Here is a 23,925-nt window from a genome sequence, read left to right as displayed (position 1 = left end):
TGACTACTCGGCTCGTTTTTTCGCTTCAAAAACACATGTCAAAGGTTTGAATCTCACGTGACACCGAGGTGCTTTAGTTTAGGCCTGTGTGATCATCCAGATGCCAATGAGCAAAAAGGCGGCATGGATAGCGACAACAAAGCCGACGGCATAGTTGGTCACACGAAGCAATGGGGTGCGGACATCCAGACGCCCTTGGAAGATCTGAAGGAGATGTTTGATTTGCTCTTTGATGCGATCGATTCGCTCTTTCAGGTCGCCAGCAAGAGCAAAGATCGCCTTTTTCACATCCTCTGCCTCATCCTCGATTTTAGAAAGGGTATCATTTAGAGTGAAAATGAGCTCGTTGATGTTATCCCCTTGTTTTAACAAACTTTTCGATTGCTTTTTAAGATTGTCTATTTGTTTAGGCAAACGTTTGGGATTCGTTGCCAAATCTGCGATATGTGTTCCCGATACCGCTAATTTGTCGCTAACTTCCTTCAGTCTTTCCTTAATATCGTCGTATTTCCCTGTTAACGTACCTAACGTGTTTAACCACTGGTCTTTAAAATCCCTTACTTCCTGCAGGGTATGCTCAACGTTTGAAAGATCGCCAAATACCGTGGAATCACGAGAGGGTATAGCAACAATCCCCCATTGACCTTCACGAATCCCAATCCCAGCAAGCTTTCGAGGCACTACGATTTTTCTATCAAGCTTCCCTCTTTTTACTTTCTTAGGCAAAGTGAAAAACCAACAAAAGGGATTATACCAAGGGCAGCCACCGCCTCCGCCTCCGCCTAAAATCGGAAGGGTGATGTCTTGTGGAGGAATGCTTATCGAGCCCAATGCTCCACGGCCAATTTTTAGTTTTTCAAGAAATTGCACAATTGGGAGAAGCGCCTGCGCCATAAGCCCGAATGCGACAACATGAGGAGTAAGAGCTCCTGCTGCTGGCCCAGCAATAATCCCCGTCATAATAAAGATGGCTCCGATGGGTACGATCATGGTGTCTAACATCTTAGAAACTGCAGGAACTGTTTCGTTTCCGATCTGTGCCATACTCTCTCTGGCATCGATGAGACTGCGGACCATACCCTCATCCGTTTTCGGATTGGTCGCCCTTAGCACTATAGCATCGGCATAATTAATGACTTCTTCAGGTGTCAGTTGTTTTGCCAAGAAGTCACGTAATTCCGCCTCCGATTCAAACAACTGCTCCTCTGACACTTTTAGCTTATTCACAACGGCTTCTGGGATAAGATCTATATTCACCAACGCTTTTAGAACATCTGACGATATCCAGAAGGGCGACTGGTAAACATCGAGAGCGAAATCGCGAACAGCTGAAACGGCTTCGGGAATCGTTTTAGTGGTGAGGAGGCTGATAAGTGTTTTTAGTTTGGCCAGCGTCTCCTCGATGTCCTGGATGATCCGATTGACAAAATCGTCGAGATGCGTCTTTGCTTGCTCGAGCTCGTCAAAAATTTTGGTTAAAACGCCGATTATTTCAAGGATAATCTGATTAATTCGCTTTGCAAGACGATCAAGAAATGCGACGACCTTTGTACGCGCAATGAACAAGAGCACAATTACAACAACTGCATAAAGACTCAGCAATCCGCCAATGATTAGCATAATAAAACTCTCCATTTCAGGTTTAATTGGCCATAGTATAACCCCAGGAGGTGTTGTTATTCCTGCCAATCGGATCCGTAAAAACGCCTCAACAACAACAATTATCCATAATGATAGCTTTTTGTATCCATTTATCTCACTGCTTACACTGACCATAAATAGCCCATCGCAATGTAAAATTGGGAATAAGCGGATTCCAAATTACGGTAATGGGCTCATTTACATTTTTCTAAGCACTACACTACATTAGACGATAAAGCCCCATTAAGCTAACGGGCAGGTTTCTTTAACGAATCCATGATTAATATGGTAATATTAGGAGGTCTAAATTACTTTTAGTGGCTAACGGAGAACTATAGCTCCACAATCAACAGCGGCGGCCAGCCAACGATCAGGCTGCTTTTTCTCAACTAACGGGCATTTTAGTGGAAATGAGAACAGAGAAAAACTTTCGGAGGGTTATTATGGAAAATGGTAACTTGTTGAGTTGCATTGACGAATACTATGGAGATCTCATAGAAGAACTTACATTCCTGCGATATGATGAGGAAAAGTTGGTGTTTTTCCATCCTTGGCTAGAAAAACAAACTGTTGCAATCGACATTAAAAAGGTTGGTTTGGACCCTAATAATGTTGATCAATTTAAACACTTATTTAATCTTTACGATTACAAAGCTGACAATCCTGGAATGTGGTATTACCCAAGAAAAGGATTCTTCTTAAAGAATTATTGTGAACTTTTAGTGTCATACTCGCCAATTCACACTAGAAACGGCTTTAAATTTGATCATTCATTCTCAATTGGTAATACAGAAATAAGGTTTGGGATACCAAGCCCAACATATAAGTTTATTTTTAATCATCTCTTGTATGATAGTGCTTCTAATGGAACATGGGATTCATTTTATACCGTGTCGATTAATAACGTAGAATTCGAAGAAGTGGAGAGGTTGATTGAACAGGCTTTATATTATATTTCAAGAATTTATGCTCCTTTACAGAATGATTATCCTGAGATTATAACTTTTTATGGTGATGATTGGAATGGTGTTAATCATTTTGATGCTAATGAAAATAATGAATTAACTTATCAAAAGCATAAATATGATGAAGTGTTTATGTTTTATAACGAAGGACGAAGGAAGAAAGATCCGTTATCATTATACAGGGTGTTAGAGTATTTTTTTATTCCAAACAGAAAAAGTGAATTTGAAACAATCAGCGAGTCATATGTTGCTACTGAAGACTTAGACGCTATGATTTTGGAAATAACAAAGATTTTCAAAACTCAGGAAGACAACTTACTAAGTATTCTTTTGGAAAAAATAAAAACTCATGACCTTGTGGAGTACGCGTTTCACAACGGTCTCATTCGATTGAATACTTTGGATGACTTTTCGGCACATTTATATAAATTTAGAAATAGTATTGTTCATTCAAAAAAAGAAACTCGGAATGAATTCATATTACCGGGGCCATTATCATCTGAACTGTCAGACAAATGGTTAAATATACTTGAGAAGTTATCTAGAAGGTGTATCCATAAATTTATTCAATAATTCAAAAATTCACTCGTTTTGCCAAATTTAAAAGGGTACCCCCTGTTTGGAGGTGAGGTGTAATTGATCGAGTCCTTTATTAATCAAACAATCTCGGTTTTGCAAAAATCAAATGTACGTTTTCACGAACCCGAAGTTCGAAAATTAACGTTTGATTATGGTGAAAAGACCAGGATATTAACTACTGGGTATAGTGAAGTATTCTTTAATAAATCGGATCTTTCTTATAATCCCTTAGCTCAGTTGCTTCTTTTCTTTGGAGTATTTGATGCACATATCGATATAAAAAAACCCGAATTTGAGGATAAAAGATTCGAGCAAAAGTACTCTCTATTACCAGAAAACAATGACGAAGATATTGTTTTAAAGCAAGTTTATCGTATTCTAACACTACTTCGAAATATAGCGGTTCATAACAAAAGCGCCCTATCTTTTAATGATGAGATCATCTCATGTAAGAAAGGAGAAAAGGAATTACAGATAAGTCGGGAAGGACTCGAACTGACATATACCGTAATATGTATGCTAGTAATTCAACGATCCAGCAATGTTGAGTATTACCTAGGACTATTACGACAATACTACGACGACATAAATGAAAATATAATAGTCTTGAAGGATAAAAATGGTGAAAGACTACCGGAACTCTCGAACGGGATCCGATTAAAAAGACACGTTCGTGTCCAGCTTGAGAACCCTGTGTATGAACTCGGCGAAGCATATTTAAAAATTACCCCCCGGAAATTTCAATCCAAAACTGGGAGGGCTTAGATTATTATATTGATGATGGAGAGTATATAATTCCTGAAGAAGCATTAGATACGGAGGATAGACTCCTTATTTCAGATTTGTATCTTTGGAAAAAAATCAACTAGATTTACACCAGGATTGAATCTACGCTATAATATTGATATTACTTAAGTTTTTTTATTTTCCATGCCGTTAATTTCGGCGAGGAAGGGTCAGCAGTCAACTAGCTGCTTAAAAATGATTTGCACTTAGAGGAGACGTAAAAGTGTACGGGATACGTACGCTTTTTTTGCGTCTTCTTTTTTTTGTGCAAAAAAGGAGGAGAGAGGAAAATTGAGTCATATCACACCTTCATCAAGAAAGTACGAACAATTCTATTGGGTATTCGTAAACGAGGATTTGAAGCGGTATATGGTTCTTTCAGATGAGGAGTTGGACAGTGCAGATTCTCCGCTGGGAGTTAATGAACGAAGGATTTGACGTCATATGGGACTCTGCCCTTAGCCGTAAACAGGCGACCCGTTACATGAAATGTCTTTATCCGGATTGGAGGAAGTTCGAATTGGTTCCAGTGCCGGTGACCTTTAAAGAAGCATGTAACTTCATTGACATGTATCATCGTCATCATCCAGCTCCACAAGATATGAAATTCGCGCTTGGCTTCAGCAATGGACGTAGCTTAATTGGTGTCCTTACTGCCGGCCGGCCCGTGTCCCGCTTCCGAGACAACGGTCAGACGCTAGAAGTTACCCGTTTATGCGTCCAACGAGCCTATAAAAACATCTGTAGTAAGTTGTATGCAGTTGCTGCACGTGTAGCAAAGGAAATGGGTACCACTCCCTCATTACTTACACACTGATAGAAGAAGCGGGATCCTCACTACGAGCAGCAGGATTCCGATTCGATGGAATAAGTCCAGGAGGGAGTTGGCGGAGCCATGGCCGTAGACGACAAGATCGTCCTCCTACAGGGCCCAAGAAGATTTGGGTTATGGACCTTCGAACTTGCAAGGAGAAATAAAGAAAAGGAGGGATTGTTCTGAACCGAATTGCCCTGATCACAGAATCATCAACCCGGCAAACTAGTCCGATGCCGGCTTTTACATTCTTTCAAGGATCGCGCAGCCGCTGGGTCAATAACGTCATTCGTTATATGGAGGTTCGTAATTTCCCACATGAAAACATTTTCTTTCTAAGCGTATTTGGGCAGCGTATTTTCAAGTACCAGGAGCTCGTTGAGCCGTACCCTGTCCAGAAATGGCACCCACGCAAAGATGAATGTGTGGCATTTGCGGAGAAGATCGTAGCCTTTATTCAAAAGATTCACCCGCTTCCCTTCGTGGAGATCCATACCGGCAAAACAATATCCGACCCGTTAAAGCAATTATTCAATGCAAATGGGATCGAATATCGCGTTTACGGCGACGGAGTACCGCTTGGAGCAAAGCCATCATGGTACGCGGAGTTGATTGAGGACGAGCTTACCCGGATCAGACTCAAGGAAATAGAACGAGAGAAAATGATTGTGTCGTCTTTGCTTCAATTCCAGTCACCAATTGACGCAAGTAAACTGATTGATCAGTTCGAGAACAGAGCTCATTTGTATGGCATTGAGGCCAACTTGGAGGAACTGAAAAAACTGATCGGCAGCTATCGACAAAAGAAAAAGGATGCGAACAAAGCATATGAGGCTTTTAAAGCCATTATGGAGAGAGAGGATATCACTGGCGAACTAACCCGCTTCCTGGAGTCTATACAATCCTTAGCGGAGCTTCATTGTCATGCTGATTTTGAGCACTTTAAGAGCAAGTTCGGCCAGAGTGTAGCAAAATTAAGGTTGTACTTGATCAAACACAATTACGCTTTGATGGCTGAAAACAATGTTTTTGCTGCACTGCAGCGTATGCAAATCGCACTTCTTAAATAGTAGGAGAAGTTATGATGACGAAGAGAAGAAGGCGCCCCCATACTCTCTAATTTCAGGTGTGAATGAAGGAGCGGGTATTTTCCCGTTTTGCGGTTCATTGTAGCCCCCTTCTGCGAGCTCCCTATCGGGATAAGTAGCACTTACGCTTCTCTAATCGAGGTAACGTAAGAGGACAGAGAGAGTCCTGCCTATTTCCGAATCGATAAACCGACTTCGGAAAATAGGAGAGATGGATGATGGCGTTGAATGGAACTGTAGTACAGTCTGGGTTGAGATATTTCGGAGGCAAAGCTAAGTTGGCACGGTCTATTATTCCTTATCTTCCAGATCATCATTGTTGGGTTGATCTGTTCGGTGGAGCTGCAAACATGACCATCGCGCGGGAGCAGCCTAGTAAGGTCGAAATATTCAATGATAAGGACGGAGACCTCGTCAATTTTTACATGGTTCTGCGGAAACATAAAGAGAAACTGTTGGAAGACTTAGCTTCTTTACCGACAAGTCGTTATTTATACGAGACATGGCTTCGGGAAGAAATGCCCAAGGATCCCTATGAGCGAGCAGTCCGGTATTTCTATCTGCTGAGACAAAGCATCATCCCCATGCCAAATCAACCGAGCGGTTGGCGCGCTGGGAAAGTTAAAAATGCGGCTGCCGATTATCAATCCTCGATTGCCAAATTGGATGCATTTGAGAAGCGTTTTCGAAAGGTCATGATAGAATGCTTAGACTTTCGAGAAATCATTAAGCGTTATGATGGTCCGGATGTTTTCTTTTTTGTTGATCCGCCTTATGTTGGCCGCGAGAATTGCTATAAAGGTGGATTCCGAGAAGAGGATCATGCAGAGCTTGCCGAAATGCTCAAACATATCGAAGGTAAATGTCTTGTCACCTACTATGGTGACCCGCTTGTACTTGAGCTATATAAAGATTGGAATTATGTGACCATAGAAGCGAAGGTCGGTGCCGTCGTAAAGGCGTCGCTTGGCCAAAAACGCAGGGTAGAGACGGAATATCTGTTCATGAACTACGTTCCAAAACGTTCTGAACAGCAGATTTCGTTTTTTTAATTTGGAGCGATATAGAAGGAGGCAAACCTGAAATGATAGAACAACGATTGTTTAATTGCGTACTTGTGGACGAAGGACTTATAGAAAAAGTGTATTCCGACTTTGATTTCCATCGTTTTGTGAGAATTTGCAGTGACCAAACCAAGCATTATTTAACGAAACACGGGTCGGAGAAGGATGGCAAATCGGAGCTTACGACGGAAACTGGCTATCTTCATTTAACTTCGGTCATTCCGGGTGATCCGGAATCCGAAGTCTACATTTGGTCTTATCCTTTTGATGGCGAGTCGAGTGTTGAGGACTTTTTCAAAGAACTAGAAAATGAAAATGTCTCGCTGGACCGAGGCAGCGCCGACGTTTACGTGATGGCGTTGAACAATGGTAAAGAAGTTGAGCGGGGTTTTATCTACAAAGTCATAAGGGAGCAACCAGGTCTACTTGAAGTGATGGACGAGATCAACGATCGAGCCACGTCGACATTAGAAACAAACTGGAGTGAGGTAAAACGGATATCCGCTAAGCAGTATTTAGCCATTTCGAGCCTTTACAAAGAAGCAGAACCAGACATCCAACGAATTTCGGAAATCACGGCCAGCATCTTGTGAAAATCTCGACTAAAATGAGGGAGCAAAAGAGAGGAGAGATCCATTTGAAGATTTCCGATACAGCAATCAAAGCTTTTAATGCGGGAATTCGGCCGTCATTCAATCCGGCTGTCAACGTCCGTGATAAACGCGGGACACAAGAGGAGCATGCTACCCTCCGTTGTATTCAGAGAGCCAAATACGGTGTCTTCGGTGGTAAAGTGTCCCGCAAAGACGTTGCAGAATATACCTATTGTCTGGAGTAAGAGAGAGACAGGAAGACTGTTCACGGTATAGGATCAAACCAATACATCGAATGCTTTAACCCTCTGCACTGGGGATATCAATTTCCTCCCCAGTGCAGACGGGGAGGAGCAGGAGGAATAAGGATGGTCGTTTGTGTAAGTAAACCTAAAGTTAAAACGGAACACACCGTGGCTCATTTATTTGGCGGCGCCGGCGGTGGTTCGCTTGGTTTTGCTCAAGCCCGCGGGGATTATATGGGGTTTGTAGGACGTTTCCGAACGCTCTGCAGCATAGATTCTGACCCGGTGGTATGCCAAAATTATGAGATGATCACCGGCAGTAAGGCTGTTTGCATGGATTTGTTTTCAAGAGAACAATACATCGATTTTTACGGACAAGAGCCTCCGGAAAATTGGTACGAGGCTACGCCAGGCGATCTGTGGGATGCATTCGGATGGGAAGTGCCCGATGTTATCTTTACATCTCCTCCCTGTAAAGGGTTCTCAGGGCTTCTGCCTGAGAAGTCTGCAAAAACAAAGAAATATCAGGCCCTCAATGAGTTAACAATTCGTGGACTTGAAATCGCGCTTAGAGCCTGCCTCGAGTATGGTGGCAATCTACCTGCTCTAATCCTTTTAGAGAATGTTCCTAGAATCATGACCAGAGGGAAAAAAATCCTCGATCGAATTAAAAAAATGCTGAAGTCTTTTGGCTATCTATCGAGTGATAATACCCATGATTGTGGGGAGCTAGGTGGCCTGGGAGAACGGAGAAAGCGGTATTTATTGATAGCAAGAAATGAACAGCGTATGAGTAACTTCGTTTACCAGCCGCCGCGGAAGCCGTTAAAAACGATTGGCGAAGTTCTTGGAGAACTGCCATTGCCAGGTGATACCCTCGCAGGCGGCCCGCTTCATCGCCTTCCAAAGCTTGAGTGGAAGACATGGATGCGGCTAGCCCTGATCCCCGCCGGCGGGGATTGGAGAGATTTGAATCAGTTGGATTGGTGGAACTACCGCATTGAACACGAGCCTCGTAGAGGAGCCTGGGCAGTCGAAGATTGGAACGATATTGCACGAACGGTTACAGGTGGAGCTGGTCCCGGACGAAGTAATGGGGCTACAGCGGTGTCGGACCCTCGGATGGGCTTGAACGAAAATAGCACTCATCGTTCCATTTACCGAATATCCCAATGGGATGAGTCATCTCAAACCGTAACAGGGGCTGTGGGACCAAATAATGGTGCCGTTTGCGTTAATGATCCGCGGTTAAAAGAACGTAAGGGGAGACACCCTGGCGTTTACCAGGTCGTTCGATCAGATGAACCCTCGCCGTGTGTAACCGGAACGCGGTTCGGAAGCGGGGCCTTGGCGTTTTCGGATCCACGTTGTAAAACCAATCTGCACCCTGATAGCTATGGCATACAGCGATGGGATGATACCGCAAAAACCGTTCGATCCGCAAATCGAATTATGCAGTCTGCAGCGAGCGTTTCGGATCCGCGAAACACTTTATCTCCTAATGCCGAGGTTTCGGAAAAAGGAAGCATTTTTCCTGCGGATCAAGATCGAGGGGTGTATCTCATCATTGCAGAAGATGGTACGTGGCATCGTCCTCTTACAACGTTTGAACTAGCTATGCTTCAATCTTTTCCAGCTAGACTTCCTAACGGCTTGCCTTTTCAACTTACTGGCTGCAGCGATGCAAAGGCAAGGGAGTATATAGGGAATGCCGTTCCTCCAGAAGCATCTAAAGCAATGGGAACTACGTTCCTCGTAGCCTTGATGGCAGCTTCTGTAGATGCCGGCTTTACACTCAGTTATGAGGCAGTTTGGGTTCGTCAAGAATCTGAACAACTGCCTGAAGCCATTGTTCATTAAGAAGTTCCTGATCGAATCGAGACGGGAGCACTTAATCACTCAAAAAACCTGCCTTTAACCGGCAGGTTTTTCTTTTGGTACATTTTTTTCAAACAATCCTAATTGCTCAGCTCTCCTTATAATTTGCATTAAGTTTTGCATATCTTCTGACGGAGATCCTGATACAAGAGACTTGGCCGATTCGTGGTTCTCAACTTGTAGCGTGAGATGAGAAACTTGCTTCGTTAAGTCATCGATTGTTTCCCTCATTCTTTCATACTCCCGCTTCAACATAGTAAGAGTCTCAATAAGTGGATCAAACGGAGAAACGGAATGTTGATATACTGTATGAAGATCCATACCGTGAGTGATAGTTGATACAATGCTTTTTCTAAGGTGCTTCTTTTTAGATTTACTTTTCAATTTAGCTGATTTTATCTGCTTATCGAATTTTTTCCTTACAGTGCTGTTCCAACGGAAACCACATGCTGCTGGAGTGCGCTTTAGCCTTAATGCTACCTCTTCAAATGCCTTGAGTTGAGTATTACCATTCTCTATGTGTTCTAAAACTGTTTGGGCTAGTAATAGGTCGTCGTCAAAGTTCCATTCATCTTTCCTTCTCATGAATACCTCCAAGTGATGATCTATTCATATGTTTATCCACATAATTAAGTATTTATTCTTCACATTAATAATCAAGGATCCTTTACGTTACCAATGTTGCTTCAATATGCCTTTCATAATATGGAAAGTGCGATATACATACACCATTTTACGTAACGCTGCGTTACGCGTCGTTATTTTCAGACGGGGAAACGTTCCTTATTGAAGGTTTATTTAAAGGAAGATCATAGTTGGAGTGGCGCTTAAGTCCGGAAACGAAGGGAGTTTATTTATGTGATATTCTAGCGTATAAAAAAAACGGCTGCAATGACTGACAACCAGTCTTGCATGCCGTTTCAATTCTTAGCATGAAACTCCTGAGTACGATGAACATATCTCCGTGAATGATCCACTGTTAAGGACGGAAAGGGAGGCATTCTGTTTACCACGCCATCTGATCGCATGATCTCTCACCGTGTGTATCCGGAACACGTTCAGCAGCGGCACGTTGAAAGTAATTCCATAAAACTGAATACCCTCTACCGTAATAAATGACAAGTCGTTTGTTGGTGTATTACATTATTATACTTCATGAATTTCACAATTCCCAAAAAGTAATGTTGCTTTCTCCTGGTCCATTCCTGCTGACTTCGGGATTGCTACTACCAACTGCCACTTTGGTCGGGACATTGCAACATAAAGTAAACGCTTCTTCTCATCGGGCATTTGATTGGGACGACAAAAGTCATTAATAGAGAGGTTTTGACCAGTACTGTTAGCACTAAGAACTAGCATTACTGAGTCGAATGTTTTTCCCTTTACTTTATGGATTGTCGTTACTTTTGAATAATTGCTTGGCTGTTTATATAGTTCGTTTACTCTTCTTTTATGATAAGGACTAAACTTTCCTGCTTTTAATGTAAACGAAGGCGCTTCAGACAAACCCAGTATTCTCTGACATAGGTTTTCCAACTCTGCCGTCCAGTCCAATAAAGAAATATCATAGTCAGGAACGTTCTTAATAAGTGTAAGAATCTGAGCTTTCAGCGCATAGTTTTGCTTATTATCATCATAAAATAATTTCTTCTTCAGTTCATCTCCTGCGATTGTCGTGTCAAGGAGTAGCGGGACAAATTTGTACAACCTGTTTATTGCTGCTTTTATGTCCCCATTATCAAGCTCCGATTTAGAAAGTATAAATTGCAATGGAGAGAAGGGTGAGTCCTTCCAATAATCATCAAATTGGAGTGTCGCATTAAGTGATTCCAACAATGATTTTCCTCTTACAAGAACTTTCTTCTCGTCAAAGCCCGAAGAAATTTCCTGATATTTTGTAAGTAATCGGTCATATTCTTCAAAGTAAATTAAATGTAAAGGCATATCGCCTTCATTTTGGAGTTTCTGCCCGATAAGGTTATTGTGTTCTTGCATTCTAAATAAGCTATAGGCGTTAACAATAGGCTGTACTGATCTTTTGCAAGTAGACAGTTCTAAAGGTGTCCACTTTCCGGAAGCAATTTTCTCTAAAAACAAATCTGGTCGTGCCTCCCTCCATTCGTAAAGAGATTGATACGGATCCCCAATTAATTCAATATTTTCAAGGCCGTTTTCGATGAGCTTTTCCAATATCAGGTGTTGGATTTCGGAAGTATCCTGAGCTTCATCAATGATGATATAAGGAAATCTTAAACTTAACAATCTAACAATTTCAGGATTAGTAGATATGATCTTGTAGGCAATGTATAACGAATCAGAGTTCTTAAGAAGTCCATTATTAAATTGAATTCTTTTAATTTCATGGCAATAACGGTTAAATCTATTTTTGTCTTCCGGATTAAGGTTTAATGAATGACCATCGTAAACAAATTGGTCATCATGTGTAATATCAATTTTCGATGGACTATATCTGAACTGAATGGGAACATTTCCAAATTTAAATCGATGTAAAGGTAAGTTATCAAGCCAAGTATTATCTTCAATGATAACTGGTCTATTAGTATAACCTAATACTTTTTGATAATGGGGCAAAGTTATATATTGATTTATAAAGCTATCAAGTGTTGAGACGAGATGAGGATGACTTAGTGATTTCCCTGAAAATGAATAATATTTCTCATTAATTTCGTCTTTTGCTACGTTTGTAAATGATAAGCAAGCGATACCCGAATAGCTTTGTCTCCAGTTGCATGCAAGCTTATTTAGCTTATATGCAACTGAAGTAGTTTTACCGCTTCCGGGACATGCATTTACAATAATTCTACCTCGACTTGATAAATACCGCCGGCGTTCATCATTAGTCTCAAATTCCATATTGAAAACCTACCTCAAATGTGCAAATGCATTTTTTATATAAGAAGGTATCGTAAAATGCTGCATCACATCAGTTTTATTAGTAATAAGGTAATGTGCAAAATCTTGAGCAAATTCGGATTTTGACGGGAGACACTTCCAAGTTAGTAATGCAACATTCATTCTTTCAATTTCATTTAGTTCACTGGAGCACTGATCTAAGTAGGTACGAATACTGCCTAGTTTTTCATTTTCAATATCAACTAGATATTTAAATAAAGTATTAATAAACACCTCACTTTTTCTAGCCGCGACATTAGAAAAAGCTATTTCAAATTCAAATGTTTTATATCCTGCAAATATACCAATTGTATCCTGATGATTTTTGAATGAATTTAAATTTCCGATTCTACTACTTATGGAACTTCGAGAGATATTTTCCCTCAATTCATTAAGTTTTCTATAGTTGTCTAACAACAAGTTTTCGAACGAATATTCTGAGTGTTTGGATTCAGTATATCTATCGTCATCTGTGAGTACAGCTACTTTTTTATTTATTCTTTTAGCTTCATTTGTTGAATTGAATAGAAGGAGAAAAGGGTAAAAGGATGTTCCAGTTTGTACGAGTTCTATATCCTTTTCTTCAAATTTAAAATTCTCTAGTTCTGCGAAGGCTGATAGTAGAAGTTCTTCAGAAATGCCCTCTACTAAGATTAAAGATTTTGCATAGAACAGCTGAGACTTAGTTACGTCTAAATATCTTTCTAACATTTTTCTTCTAGTGAGAAAGTCTGCGTTTCTCAACACTTTATTGTTTTGTGATAAGTTCTCTTGCTCTCTATCGTTAAAAATTTGGCCGATACTTACGGTCTTATTGCCGTCAACGATAAATAACTTATCTAGATCGGATTTAGAAGTTAAGGTTGGCGAATGAGTTGTGATAAACAATTGACAACTATCGCTACAAATTTGTTGTTTCAAAAAATTGTACAGGTTTAATTGTAACTGAGGGTGTAAGTGAGCCTCGGGCTCCTCGATTAAGAGGGCATAATGAATGGTATTATCTCTATTTACCCGATCGCTCATATCACTTAATACAGTAGCAATGTAAATTAAATTATTATATCCTAGACTGTTTTGATAAAGGCTCAACCCTGAATTCCCAACGTTAGGATTTGAAAAGGGGAGATATGGTTTTATTACATTGACTATATAATCGATTTTAGACTGTTCAATATGTAAATCTATTTGTGAAATAGTAGAATAAATTTGAGCAAGATTATTGTTAATATTAGTCTTAGTTGAACCTACTTCTACCTTCTGCAATAAATTGGTATTTGCCTGTTCAAGAATAGCCTTATACTCTTCTTCAGTTTGGTTAGCCTCTACACTCCGCTTGATAACCCTGCCTAAAATATTCTTCTTCGCTGAAAGCAAGTCGCTAGTACTGTCTCTAAGAGCCCCTAAATAGTAATGTTGGAATATTTCAAATGTGCTAGAGCTAGCTCTTTGACCCGGATTTGCTCCAGTGAAGTATTCAAATTTAGGGTGCTTGTCTCGCCTTTTTTCATAACTAATTGTAATTGAGGCGAAATCTTCATTAGGGTCGAGAACTATGTATTCGTATAGGGCCCCTTTTTGAATATCCGTTAGCCCTCTAAATTCATACGTGATCTTGATGGTGCTTGCGGAATCACCGGTTTGAAGGTTTGTTGCAAAGTCTTCGTTTTTGACAAATAGTTCTTTTATTGGCTCGCCTAAATTATAAAGTAACCGAATGGCATCGATTATTGTCGATTTTGATGATCCATTTTCGCCAATTATGATATTTATATCTGGGTTAAAAGACAAATCCATTGTTTGGATTCCTCTGAAGTTTTCAATAATCATTCGTGAAAGATACATATATACCACCCTCAAAGTATTTGATTTTCCAAATTCGACAAAATGAAAGGATTTCCCTTCTTTCTTGTCTAATATTGTTATTTAATAAGGTATTTCGAAATGGGAATACACTAGGCTAATATCGACTAGAGCAGCCACTTCAAAAAATGAAACCTCAATTTAAGTCCCAACGTTTACACTGAGGAAAGGAGGAAAAAAACAGATGGAATACAGACTTAGAAAACTTGTGTTAGTAGTCATAGCTATGGCATGTTTTGTTATGATCTTGCCTACAATAGTTGCATATTTATCCGATGCTTTCACTTATATGTCAAATAGTTTAATGAACTGGGACGGCCCAACAATTAATCGTTAATTACGGTCTTATTTACAACGTATTTATCCAGCTTTATAATAAAAATATTAAGATTTATCTTTGTATTTTCTTTGCCGTTGTTTATTCGGTAAAGATGGTGAATAGCTGGTTACAGCTAATAAAAATCGGATTGAAACAGGAAGGCTATAAAGCATACGCGCTACACGTATGCCTTTAGGGCCTTCTTTTTTTATGTCCAAAAATAAGGAGGAAATAGAGATGAGCAGCTTGGAGACAGTATTTGAAAAAGACGGTTTGAGGATGCTGCGAGTTTATAAGGATTACCGGTTGACCTTATGTCTTCCCAATGTAAACCAAATTACTGCATTGGAGAGCCGTATCGATTCAGAACAATTCGATACGATTGAGGAAGCAGTAGATTTCATCAAGAATAAGGAGCTGTATTGCCGTAACTCTTACTCGTTACATCTGATAGTCAGGGCATATGACATCGTTGACGAGCACTACATCCGGATTTATTACAACATTCATGGGTCTGGATGCTAAAGAGGGAGGGGAATAGAAATCATGGAGACATATGAACGAGTCGAAAACACCACTAAGGTTGGTATCCAAAACCGCCTAAAAGACTATAATTCGGTCATCTTGGACATGTGGGATTACTTCGAGTCTGCCGGATTCGCATTTCATGGAGTCATTCGGGACTGGACCGGCGTTTTTCATAATGGAGCCTACTACGCAGTCCACCATTTCGTAAAGGATCGGCCGGATCAGGATTGCATTGCTCCCGACAGTGGTTACTCATGGAAGGATATTTTTAGAAGCGATTCTGCTGCAGGAGCGCTTTTTTTGTTCCTGGAGAAGTCGGGGTTCCGGTTAAGAATGCCTGAACAAGCAGCCATTGACGCGTTGGTGGCCTCTACAGTATGTGATGACTCGGATATGTTCAGAACCGCGCTGTATCCGTCGATGAATGACTGGAGTCTTATGAGTCCGAAGCATAAGTTCCAGGTTTACGGAGTTCATACAACGTGCGCTTTATTCATTGAAATATACTCTCTTGATATCCCTCCATACGGTGCGAGTAAAATCCCGCTCCCGTTTCCGGAGGATCGCTGCCAACCATCTTTTGATTTTTGGGATTTGGTACCTAACGAACCGAAGAAGCGATCCAAACGAGTAATTGAGGGGGAGACCTTGGATTACCTTGAAAAGGTTGATGACGAGTTGCTGGCCGTCACCAGGGCGAAAATCAAAAAGATTTATGACGAACATTCCATCATCGGCCTATTAAATTCTGGGGGCGTTGACTCTAGACTTACGCTGCAGCTGATGATTGAACATGCAATAAAGAATCCGGATCCATCGAAACGCATCATGGTCATTTCTGCTGACACGTTGGTAGAAAATCCAGGCGTCAAAAAAGTTATTCATGATCTCCGGGAAGCTTTACATAAAGCTTTCTCATGGATTGAGTACCATATCGTCGAGCCACGTGAGGATAACACCCTCCTGGTATGCATTATCGGCAAGGGATATCAGGCCCCGTCAGTAACCTTTAAGTATTGTGTCCGCCGCTTAAAAATTGAGCCGGCGCGTGAGTTTCTTGAAGCGGTATTCCTAGCAGATGGAGCGGATGATACGGTACTCGTGTTGGGTTCCAGAGATAATGAAAGTGTACAAAGAAGACGCAGCCTCTCTAAGCACTTTGGTGGGGATTTCTACGGACACCACCCGGTCGGCAATATTCGCACAGCATCGCCGGTTAGAGATTGGACAAAGCAGGAAGTCGTGACGTATTTAGCTTTTAACAGAGCACCATGGAAAGGAGCTCGCAATACAGAGTTATTGGCGTTTTACGGAAATGCAGCGGGTAGTGAATGTCCACTCGGCGCGGCCGTCGTTAATGATAATGAGGCCATGATGCAGTGTGGTAAATCGGCTAGGATGGGATGTTATCTTTGTACCATAGCCCAGGACAAGAGCATGGGGAATTTAATCTCGACTCATCCGGAATACGAAAAGTACTATCAGTTCCGGCGAATTCTGAAAGCCATCGGTCAGGACATTCGTTATGGTGGCATTACCGGATTTCAACGCATCGGAAAGTCTAAAATCGGAAGCGGGATCGGTGACTTGACGATCGATTGTCGAACCCAGATCCTGCAGGCGATGGCTAGATTCGATATTGAATGGCGTAAGAGTGAAATCATTACGGCCTATCAGATGGTTCTAGAACGTGAAACTGTCGAAGGCTTTCCTGTAACTGAAAGGTTCCGTAAAGCGATCTACCGGTTAATCGGTGTTTCTGGTCCATTCCAGCGATTGCTCGGGCACTCTGTGTTTGATCCGTATGGAACAGGGGTCGATCAATGTTCGGAGGAAGATGCAGAAGCTATAAAGCGGGCGCTTGTTAAAAGAAGAGCGATGATTTGAAGATAAACGAATGACTGCCCATTGTTTTCTCTACGTCCTGGCGGACGGTAAAATACCTCCGCCTTGCGCGGAGGAGCATGGAGGTATAAATATGTCTAAACAATCAGTTATGTCACTGTTTGATTACTTCTTATACGATCAGGACTTTCAAGTTTCTATGCCGCATGAAGTCGAACTGGATCCACTTCCGTCGTCATCCAGCAGTAAGAAACAATACGCCTACGATTGTGGCGAGGAATTGCGCGGAGCACGGAAGCATCTTACGGCCGGTCTGGCCAGATTTTCACCAGAGTGGCAGACCGCGATTGAAGATGACCCTATCCAGGCATACCATCAAGTCTGCAAAGATGGGATGATCGACTCATTAAGTGTTGAAACATTCCAGGAGGAGGGTTACACATCTGAAGCTGCCCTAGTGATTAAGCTCATTTGGGGCCGCGTTAGCCAACGTCCTGCCGATGATCCACTGCAAAGAAGATACTTTATTCAAGCAGTGAATGAACTGAGAACGTTATTTAAAGACGCAAAGACGATAGACTCTGTTCAAGAGGCCGTGACAATACTACGCGAGAATGTTCGCAATGCATATTATTCGCAATCCGAGTATCAAGTAAAGAAAAATCCGGATCTTTTGACATATAGCTATTGGCTATCACTCGGAGATCGATTTTTATCCCTTTTCATTTCAAAGTCACGCACTGTTGCTGGCTACCGAAAGATTTATCAGAGGGCTTTCGATTCGGAGGAAGGACGAGACTGGAACTGGGCAAAGCCCAAGGAACGAAGCAGTAGTCGGCAAAATAATAAAGCATTTTGGGAACGTAAGGTGCCCGAAGAGGTTATCCGTTTATCGGAGAATCCCTCGGGGGTTGCGAAGCCAGATGATTTCATTGAATATTATGGATTTCGCGGCATTCAGTTCGGCAATTGGGTCGATGATGCTGCCGGCCGATATCACGTTTTATGTTCAGGGAATGCATGGGCCGATCTCGCTTCGATTTTGAAGCTTCCCCCAAAAACCATTTCATTTTATGGCGCCTTAGGGCTTGCCTTTGGAGCACGAGGGAGTGGTAAAGCAGCTGCACATTTTGAAGTTGCTACCAACGTCATGAACTTGACTAAGTATCGCGGCGGTGGGGCTCAGTGCCATGAATGGGCTCATGCCTTGGATCAGAATTTATATTCTTACTCCCATCAGTTTACGAATGGTAAGCGGGCTTTATTATCCGGAACCGATGCAGGCCCCCATCTTCCAGTTGAGGTAAAAGAGACATTCGCAGCGTTGATCAAGGTCATAAAAGAAGGTACTGGTAGGCGGCTTGTTCGCGTTCCTGATCCGCTCCCTCTTCCAGAAAATCATTATTACCAAAGCGTTAAGGGAGAATTAGCTAAGAATAACTACGATGTGAGCGCCGCACTTCAGTCCTTGGTGGGCCGATATCGTATAAAGAAAAATATGTGGATGGACATAGGCATTCTTTATTGTAACTTACTGAAGGAAGCGGGAAAGGAAGTTCCAAACAACTTCTACATCCCTTCAGATGAAAGCCTGTTTTATTCCGATGCTAAAAGTCGAGGAGCCTACTGGCGTAGCAATCATGAACTCTTTGCTAGGGCATTCGAGGCATGGATTGAAGATGAATTATCCGAGGCCGGAATGACTAATTCGTACTTAGTATATGGCACTCAGTTTGGTGGACCATACCCGACCGGTGAGGAAAGGCAGTTGATTAATGCTGCTTTCCGTAAATGGTGGGAAGTAATGCTGCAGCTTGGTATTTTCACAAGTGACCATTTTTGGCGGAATGCGCATTGATATAACACTAATACCGGGAGGAATCGGAATGACCAGGACCTTGAAAGAAGTGGAAAGAGATATTGAGCGAAAACGAGGAATACTGAATAAAGCGGGGAAACGCTTAGGGCTTCATTCCGCTTATGTTCTGAGAAAATCACAGGAACTTGATTGTTTGATAAATGAATATACAGCAATGTCAATGGATCGTCGAAATCGAAATAAATAAAAATAACTGAAAAGAACAGGCGGATGAGATCCCGCTTGTTCTTTTCACATTTTCGTACGTCTTGGTTTTTCGAGCTATTGATGGGTCAGGTAGGCCCAGCATTATTCGTTCAATGTTCTTCTGATGTACGTGCAAATACTCGCTTGTCCCAGCAAAGAACATCCGTCCTTATGCTCCACGCTCTGTCCTATATCCCCCCTAACAAGTGCTACTTTATGCGGGTTATCCCCGAAGGCTGGTCCCAATGGTTTTTCGATTTTTCAACCGCTAATGGATCGATATTATCCCATACCAGAATGTATTTGTTCCCATCCTCATCTATTGCCAAAGCCGTGTACATTTTCCCCTCATCAGTTGGATAAGGATCCTGTGTCGTAATTAACAACTTTCCTTCCCATTCGATGACTGTGGAGTTATGAACATTTATTTCGTTGAATCTTCGCATGATAATACCCCCTTATAATTCTCTACCTTCGTAATGCGGTCTGTTTTCTTCGTTAGAGCCCAGCTGCTTTATTTAACAATATCCTAAATGGTTGTATAGCACAGCCGAACAAAATAGGAACATCATCTGAAAGTTTCCCTTTTTTTCTCATTGATAAAGGAACTGTTGTTCGCATATAATACAAACAAATGTTCCTGTTTTATCGAAGGAGGAATATGCGTTGAAATCATCCAAACGTGTGGTGATGCTTGGTGACTGCCAGTCTTTTTATGCCTCAGTTGAAAAGGCTGAACATCCTGAATATAAGGATCGGCCTTTGGTGGTCGCTGGGGATCCGGAACGTCGTTCAGGAATTGTGTTAGCAGCATGTCCTCTTGCTAAAGCAAAGGGAATTACAACAGCAGAACGACTTGGGGAAGCAGTGGCAAAATGCCCAGACCTTGTAGTGATCAAGCCGCGAATGCAGCGATACATCGACGTATCCATGCTGATAACGGACATCTACAAAAGCTATACGGACTTGGTCGAGCCTTACAGTATTGACGAGCAATTTCTTGATGTAACAGGATCAATGCATCTTTTTGCGGATACTCCAGAAGAAATGGCACGGATCATCCAGGCTCACGTTCAGGCAGTCACGGGGGTCTATACTCGGTTCGGGTTAGCCGAAAACAAGATCCTTGCCAAGACGGCCTGTGATAATTACGCTAAGAAGAACTCATCCGGCATATTCACCCTGACCAAAGAAATGCTGCCTGAAACACTTTGGATACGGCCAGTCAGTGACATGTTTATGGCTGGGAGCAGGATGACGAGACATTTCATTACTATGGGCCTCCCGACGATCGGACACGTCGCACAGACACCTCTTGGGAAGCTTAAGCAAATGATGCGGCGAAAATTCGGGAAAAACTCCGACATCCAAGCTGAAATGTATTGGCGCATCGCAAATGGTATCGACGACAGCCCGGTCCGGCCAGGGACTCACCAAGTAGCTCCTAAATCAGTCGGCCACATGATGACCTTGCCACGGGATTATGCTCAACTGGAGGAAATCAAGGTCGTGCTATTGGAACTGACGGAGCTGGTCTGCCAACGATGCAGAGCCCTCAGTTTCATGGGTCATGTTGTGTCTGTCGGTTGTATGGGGGCAGACTTTGACCGTCCTACGGGGTTTAGCAGACAAATGAAGATGGAGGATCCCTCCAATATCACCATGCAAGTATATCGCTGGGCCTGTAGGCTACTGGAAGAACATTGGGATGGGCTACCAATACGTCGTGTGGGGATCAGCCTAACGCAGCTCACTCAGGATAATGAATATCAGTTGTCGCTTTTTGATACTGGACGTGAAAGACAGAAGGCGCTTGAGCGGACAACCGATGCGCTGAAACTGAAATATGGAAATTCAATCTTGATTAGGGCAGTTTCAATGACGGCAGCCGGGCAGGCGCTCGATCGATCGGCTAAGATAGGAGGACACTATAAATGACGAAATTAGACGGTAACGGATTATGGGAGTCTAGCCGGATGATGCTTCCAGAACATAAGGAAACAATCATCCGCAGGCAGCTGGAAGAGGGGAGGAAGGATAAGTCGGTACTTGATTCACAGGAAATGGAATTGATCGAGCAAGCGCTGGCTGAGTCATTTCATACGCATCGTAAAATTAATGTGCGCTTGTTTGACGAATATGAGGACCAGGAACTGACCGGAACAGTCTCGGTAATTCATACATACCGACGTGAAATCAAGCTGGCGACCGGAATAGGTAGATGGGAATGGATCAAGATTGATGATATTGTCTCTGCGTACTAACAATAAGAGCCTGCCAGACATTACCCCGGCAGGCTCTTATTGTTTATCTATATCTTGTGTACTCACTTCGAATCCATTGTCCAAAGAAAATAAAGAATTAGACTGCCACCGCCTCATTAAGCTAACGGGCAGTTTAGCTTAATAACTCATCCTGCGCGGGGCACGAAGAAGAGAGCTATACAATCGCTTTTTTAGGCATATGGATGAGTAGTAGTGACCTAATGAATAAATTGCTGTTACTCAACTAAAGGGTAAATCAGTGGATAAATTTACCTGTATTAATAATTGCTAATACATGTAAAATTTATTGGTAGTATGAATATTTAAGAGTGAGGAGTAAATATGGAAATCATTATTTTGAAAAAACCAATTTTGTGGGTTGTTTTTATATCATTATTAAGTGGCGCTTTAATGATTGGTCCAAAGAGCACTTATGCCGCAATTGATGATTATGATGCATATGGCGGAGTAAACGGTTTGCTTTCTGAGGGTAGACTATATGCCCCTCTCCGTAGTATGGCGATGAATTATCAATTCAGATACGATGAACAACTTGATACATATTTTGATGTAAAAATAACTTGGAATCAGAAGACAAAAACTGCTTCACTAACTAAAGGCGGGAAGACTTTTAATGCTACTGTTGGTAATGGAGTATTGTTGAAGAATGGCTCGGTGTATGTACAATTTAAAGCTTTAAGTAACTTCTTCTATCCGAACGATTATATCAAATGGGATAAATCTACTTTGACGGGAAATTCTGAGCACATTACGGTATATGCTCGTCCATTGACAGATAATCAAGCATTGACTCTTGCAACAAATGCGATGTCCAAAAAGAAATACTGGATTCAATTTCATAAAAATAACGTAGAAATAGGTCTTCCTGAGTCAGAGTATATTCAATGGAATAAAAGTCTTACTAAATTTAAAGCGGTCTTTCATTCAGATGGGATTGTTGGCGACTATAACTATAGCTACAGTATTGAAGCTGAGATGACTAAGAAGGCTAATAATTGGACTATTACTTCATTTAATTATTCCGATGGTACAAGGATATATTATCCTTAATCATTACCTGGTCAACCGCTAGCCTGGTCATTAGTGGATAGGCATTAAACTCATTGATGGTGATGTCCTAAAGATAGACAACTTACTCGATTACGTGATAAGGTTTAGTTAAATCGTGAAGCGCGCGTACAAGAGAGCCGTATGGGAAAGCATCCCTACGGCTTTTTTAATTTTTGATGAGCGTTGGAATTATAAAGAAGGTTTTGATGTTGCAAAAGAAAACGATAGAATATTGGTTGTTCGGGGCAGGGCTGATATCGAATCGCCACTAAGCGAAATATTGAATGATGAAATGCCCAAGTATAGGAAATGTAGTACTGGAATAATTGACATGTCTATTCCAATCCAGGCAAAAGAAGAGATTGAAAAAAATGATTAAGCTAACGGGAAACTATAGCTTAATGATGACCCGAAGGCAGCCGACGACTAAGATCGGCTGCCTTCGCTGCGCTAACGGGGGCAGGGTAATACAATAGGATATTAGTCTTTTATGGTAAGATTATAGAACAAGAAAAGATAGTTAAAGTCGTCGTTTTTAGAATGAACAGTATGAAATTATAGGAGAGTCCTAAAATGAAAAAGAAAATGAACTATTTAATCTTAATTTTAACGATCATCTTTATGGTTGGTTGTACCAACGTAGAAGATACATCCAATACAGATGTAGAAACAGATTCACAAGAAATAACCACAGATACAACAACTAAGAATAGTAAAAAAAAAGAAGCTGTCAAAGCGGTTGTTGATGAACCAGTAGGAGAGGAAACATCAACACAACCAAATAACGAATTGTTTTTAGGATACAAGCTTATCGAAGTCGATGGTGGTGATTTGTCTGGGCATCGTGAACCTAACGTTGTTGTTGACATTGGATACGGAGACCGTGAATATTGGGCATTTACTAATGAATATGGGCAATTAGTGCGTGTTATTGCTGATGAAATTATTCTACAAGACGACCGTAACGAACCTGTACTATCGTCTGGCAGATACTACCCTGATGAGGCAAAGGTTCCTGGTGTCGAAAGTGACGTTTTAGATGAAGGACATATCATTGCTGATTCTCTCGGAGGGGTATCGAATGCATATAATATTACCCCACAAGATAGCACACTCAACCGACATGGTGATCAGGCTTATATGGAAGATGCGATACGCAAAGTAGGTGGAGCCACTAATTTTGAAGCGATTGTCACATATCCGAATACAGAAACCCAAATTCCTTCAAGTTACCAGTACACCTATACGTTAAAGGGTAACAAAATCGTTGATACATTTGACAATGTGAACCCTGATGAAGTAAATGTATCACTCGGATTAACAGGTAGTGAGCCTTCTGACTCAACTAGTTCAAATAAAAACGCTGACATTTCTAGTGTTGATACAAACGGTAATGGACAGGTG

General features: G+C 41.6%; 21 protein-coding genes and 1 pseudogene. 17 read left to right on the top strand and 5 right to left on the bottom strand.

Annotation, left to right across the window (positions count from 1 at the left end; all coding sequences use genetic code 11):
- Nucleotides 1–78: 78 nt before the first annotated feature.
- Complete coding sequence (locus M4D81_RS28205) at nt 79–1,620, bottom strand: hypothetical protein (protein WP_260068849.1); 1,542 nt, start codon at nt 1,618–1,620, stop codon at nt 79–81.
- A 464-nt stretch (nt 1,621–2,084) separates the two neighbouring features.
- On the opposite strand from M4D81_RS28205, the gene M4D81_RS28200 reads away from it, so the two are divergent.
- The 8 genes and pseudogenes from M4D81_RS28200 (at nt 2,085) to M4D81_RS28170 (ending at nt 9,635) form a co-directional block, all read left to right on the top strand.
- On the top strand, nt 2,085–3,179 hold the full coding sequence (locus M4D81_RS28200; RefSeq protein WP_260068848.1) for a hypothetical protein: 1,095 nt from the start codon (nt 2,085–2,087) through the stop codon (nt 3,177–3,179).
- A gap of 63 nt (nt 3,180–3,242) precedes the next feature.
- A complete protein-coding gene (locus tag M4D81_RS28195; RefSeq protein WP_260068847.1) occupies nt 3,243–3,950 on the top strand; it encodes a hypothetical protein in 708 nt (235 codons plus the stop codon).
- 403 nt (nt 3,951–4,353) lie between these two features.
- A pseudogene (locus tag M4D81_RS34885) lies at nt 4,354–4,949 on the top strand (XF1762 family protein).
- Between the two features lie 69 nt (nt 4,950–5,018).
- On the top strand, nt 5,019–5,855 hold the full coding sequence (locus M4D81_RS28190; RefSeq protein ID WP_260068846.1) for a hypothetical protein: 837 nt from the start codon (nt 5,019–5,021) through the stop codon (nt 5,853–5,855).
- Nucleotides 5,856–6,088: 233 nt separating this feature from the next.
- Complete coding sequence (locus M4D81_RS28185; RefSeq protein WP_260068845.1) at nt 6,089–6,925, top strand: DNA adenine methylase; 837 nt, start codon at nt 6,089–6,091, stop codon at nt 6,923–6,925.
- Between the two features lie 32 nt (nt 6,926–6,957).
- A complete protein-coding gene (locus M4D81_RS28180) occupies nt 6,958–7,530 on the top strand; it encodes a hypothetical protein (protein WP_260068844.1) in 573 nt (190 codons plus the stop codon).
- A gap of 44 nt (nt 7,531–7,574) precedes the next feature.
- A complete protein-coding gene (locus M4D81_RS28175; protein WP_260068843.1) occupies nt 7,575–7,775 on the top strand; it encodes a hypothetical protein in 201 nt (66 codons plus the stop codon).
- A 123-nt stretch (nt 7,776–7,898) separates the two neighbouring features.
- Complete coding sequence (locus M4D81_RS28170; protein WP_260068842.1) at nt 7,899–9,635, top strand: DNA cytosine methyltransferase; 1,737 nt, start codon at nt 7,899–7,901, stop codon at nt 9,633–9,635.
- A gap of 54 nt (nt 9,636–9,689) precedes the next feature.
- On the opposite strand, the gene M4D81_RS28165 is transcribed toward M4D81_RS28170, so the two are convergent.
- The 3 genes from M4D81_RS28165 to M4D81_RS28155 all read right to left on the bottom strand — a co-directional run bounded on the left by M4D81_RS28165 (nt 9,690) and on the right by M4D81_RS28155 (nt 14,411).
- A complete protein-coding gene (locus M4D81_RS28165; RefSeq protein WP_260068841.1) occupies nt 9,690–10,238 on the bottom strand; it encodes an RsfA family transcriptional regulator in 549 nt (182 codons plus the stop codon).
- 561 nt (nt 10,239–10,799) lie between these two features.
- Nucleotides 10,800–12,527, bottom strand: coding sequence for an ATP-dependent helicase (locus M4D81_RS28160; RefSeq protein ID WP_260068840.1), 1,728 nt, complete (start codon nt 12,525–12,527; stop codon nt 10,800–10,802).
- A 9-nt stretch (nt 12,528–12,536) separates the two neighbouring features.
- Entirely contained in the window at nt 12,537–14,411 is a 1,875-nt protein-coding gene (locus M4D81_RS28155; protein WP_260068839.1) for an ATP-dependent nuclease, read from the bottom strand.
- A gap of 574 nt (nt 14,412–14,985) precedes the next feature.
- On the opposite strand from M4D81_RS28155, the gene M4D81_RS28150 reads away from it, so the two are divergent.
- The 4 genes from M4D81_RS28150 to M4D81_RS28135 all read left to right on the top strand — a co-directional run bounded on the left by M4D81_RS28150 (nt 14,986) and on the right by M4D81_RS28135 (nt 19,187).
- Complete coding sequence (locus M4D81_RS28150) at nt 14,986–15,273, top strand: hypothetical protein (protein ID WP_260068838.1); 288 nt, start codon at nt 14,986–14,988, stop codon at nt 15,271–15,273.
- 21 nt (nt 15,274–15,294) lie between these two features.
- Nucleotides 15,295–17,163 carry a phosphoadenosine phosphosulfate reductase domain-containing protein gene (locus tag M4D81_RS28145; protein ID WP_260068837.1) on the top strand — a complete coding sequence of 623 codons (1,869 nt, stop codon included), beginning with the start codon at nt 15,295–15,297 and terminating at the stop codon, nt 17,161–17,163.
- Between the two features lie 91 nt (nt 17,164–17,254).
- Entirely contained in the window at nt 17,255–18,979 is a 1,725-nt protein-coding gene (locus M4D81_RS28140) for an LPD1 domain-containing protein (RefSeq protein WP_260068836.1), read from the top strand.
- 28 nt (nt 18,980–19,007) lie between these two features.
- Nucleotides 19,008–19,187: an aspartyl-phosphate phosphatase Spo0E family protein gene (locus tag M4D81_RS28135; RefSeq protein WP_148246156.1), complete on the top strand. Its 180-nt coding sequence runs from the start codon at nt 19,008–19,010 to the stop codon at nt 19,185–19,187.
- A gap of 208 nt (nt 19,188–19,395) precedes the next feature.
- Here the strand turns inward: M4D81_RS28135 and M4D81_RS28130 are convergent, their stop codons facing one another.
- Nucleotides 19,396–19,632 carry a hypothetical protein gene (locus tag M4D81_RS28130; RefSeq protein WP_148246157.1) on the bottom strand — a complete coding sequence of 79 codons (237 nt, stop codon included), beginning with the start codon at nt 19,630–19,632 and terminating at the stop codon, nt 19,396–19,398.
- Nucleotides 19,633–19,852: 220 nt separating this feature from the next.
- On the opposite strand from M4D81_RS28130, the gene M4D81_RS28125 reads away from it, so the two are divergent.
- The 5 genes from M4D81_RS28125 to M4D81_RS28105 all read left to right on the top strand — a co-directional run.
- Entirely contained in the window at nt 19,853–21,124 is a 1,272-nt protein-coding gene (locus tag M4D81_RS28125; protein ID WP_260068835.1) for a DNA polymerase IV, read from the top strand.
- A complete protein-coding gene (locus tag M4D81_RS28120; RefSeq protein ID WP_260068834.1) occupies nt 21,121–21,450 on the top strand; it encodes a YolD-like family protein in 330 nt (109 codons plus the stop codon). Before M4D81_RS28125 ends, M4D81_RS28120 begins: the two co-directional genes overlap by 4 nt.
- A 342-nt stretch (nt 21,451–21,792) precedes the next feature.
- Nucleotides 21,793–22,521 carry a copper amine oxidase N-terminal domain-containing protein gene (locus M4D81_RS28115; protein WP_260068833.1) on the top strand — a complete coding sequence of 243 codons (729 nt, stop codon included), beginning with the start codon at nt 21,793–21,795 and terminating at the stop codon, nt 22,519–22,521.
- A 115-nt stretch (nt 22,522–22,636) separates the two neighbouring features.
- Entirely contained in the window at nt 22,637–22,900 is a 264-nt protein-coding gene (locus tag M4D81_RS28110) for a hypothetical protein (RefSeq protein ID WP_260068832.1), read from the top strand.
- Nucleotides 22,901–23,094: 194 nt separating this feature from the next.
- A partial coding sequence (locus tag M4D81_RS28105) for a DNA/RNA non-specific endonuclease (protein ID WP_260068831.1) occupies nt 23,095–23,925 on the top strand: 831 nt, incomplete at its 3' end.

This window comes from Paenibacillus sp. p3-SID867, assembly GCF_025142895.1.
Taxonomy (GTDB): domain Bacteria; phylum Bacillota; class Bacilli; order Paenibacillales; family Paenibacillaceae; genus Paenibacillus_AQ.
This window is presented reverse-complemented; position numbering and strand designations above follow the sequence as displayed.

What these genes read in the sequence shown, in the direction of transcription:
- M4D81_RS28155 (WP_260068839.1), bottom strand. Translation starts at nt 14,411, where the DNA reads ATGTATCTTTCACGAATGATTATTGAAAACTTCAGAGGAATCCAAACA.
- M4D81_RS28170 (WP_260068842.1), top strand. Translation starts at nt 7,899, where the DNA reads ATGGTCGTTTGTGTAAGTAAACCTAAAGTTAAAACGGAACACACCGTG.
- M4D81_RS28205 (WP_260068849.1), bottom strand. Translation starts at nt 1,620, where the DNA reads ATGCTAATCATTGGCGGATTGCTGAGTCTTTATGCAGTTGTTGTAATT.
- M4D81_RS28120 (WP_260068834.1), top strand. Translation starts at nt 21,121, where the DNA reads ATGACGAAATTAGACGGTAACGGATTATGGGAGTCTAGCCGGATGATG.
- M4D81_RS28135 (WP_148246156.1), top strand. Translation starts at nt 19,008, where the DNA reads ATGACCAGGACCTTGAAAGAAGTGGAAAGAGATATTGAGCGAAAACGA.
- M4D81_RS28115 (WP_260068833.1), top strand. Translation starts at nt 21,793, where the DNA reads ATGGAAATCATTATTTTGAAAAAACCAATTTTGTGGGTTGTTTTTATA.
- M4D81_RS28185 (WP_260068845.1), top strand. Translation starts at nt 6,089, where the DNA reads ATGATGGCGTTGAATGGAACTGTAGTACAGTCTGGGTTGAGATATTTC.
- M4D81_RS28180 (WP_260068844.1), top strand. Translation starts at nt 6,958, where the DNA reads ATGATAGAACAACGATTGTTTAATTGCGTACTTGTGGACGAAGGACTT.
- M4D81_RS28145 (WP_260068837.1), top strand. Translation starts at nt 15,295, where the DNA reads ATGGAGACATATGAACGAGTCGAAAACACCACTAAGGTTGGTATCCAA.
- M4D81_RS28160 (WP_260068840.1), bottom strand. Translation starts at nt 12,527, where the DNA reads ATGGAATTTGAGACTAATGATGAACGCCGGCGGTATTTATCAAGTCGA.
- M4D81_RS28200 (WP_260068848.1), top strand. Translation starts at nt 2,085, where the DNA reads ATGGAAAATGGTAACTTGTTGAGTTGCATTGACGAATACTATGGAGAT.
- M4D81_RS28150 (WP_260068838.1), top strand. Translation starts at nt 14,986, where the DNA reads ATGAGCAGCTTGGAGACAGTATTTGAAAAAGACGGTTTGAGGATGCTG.
- M4D81_RS28130 (WP_148246157.1), bottom strand. Translation starts at nt 19,632, where the DNA reads ATGCGAAGATTCAACGAAATAAATGTTCATAACTCCACAGTCATCGAA.
- M4D81_RS28190 (WP_260068846.1), top strand. Translation starts at nt 5,019, where the DNA reads ATGCCGGCTTTTACATTCTTTCAAGGATCGCGCAGCCGCTGGGTCAAT.
- M4D81_RS28165 (WP_260068841.1), bottom strand. Translation starts at nt 10,238, where the DNA reads ATGAGAAGGAAAGATGAATGGAACTTTGACGACGACCTATTACTAGCC.
- M4D81_RS28140 (WP_260068836.1), top strand. Translation starts at nt 17,255, where the DNA reads ATGTCTAAACAATCAGTTATGTCACTGTTTGATTACTTCTTATACGAT.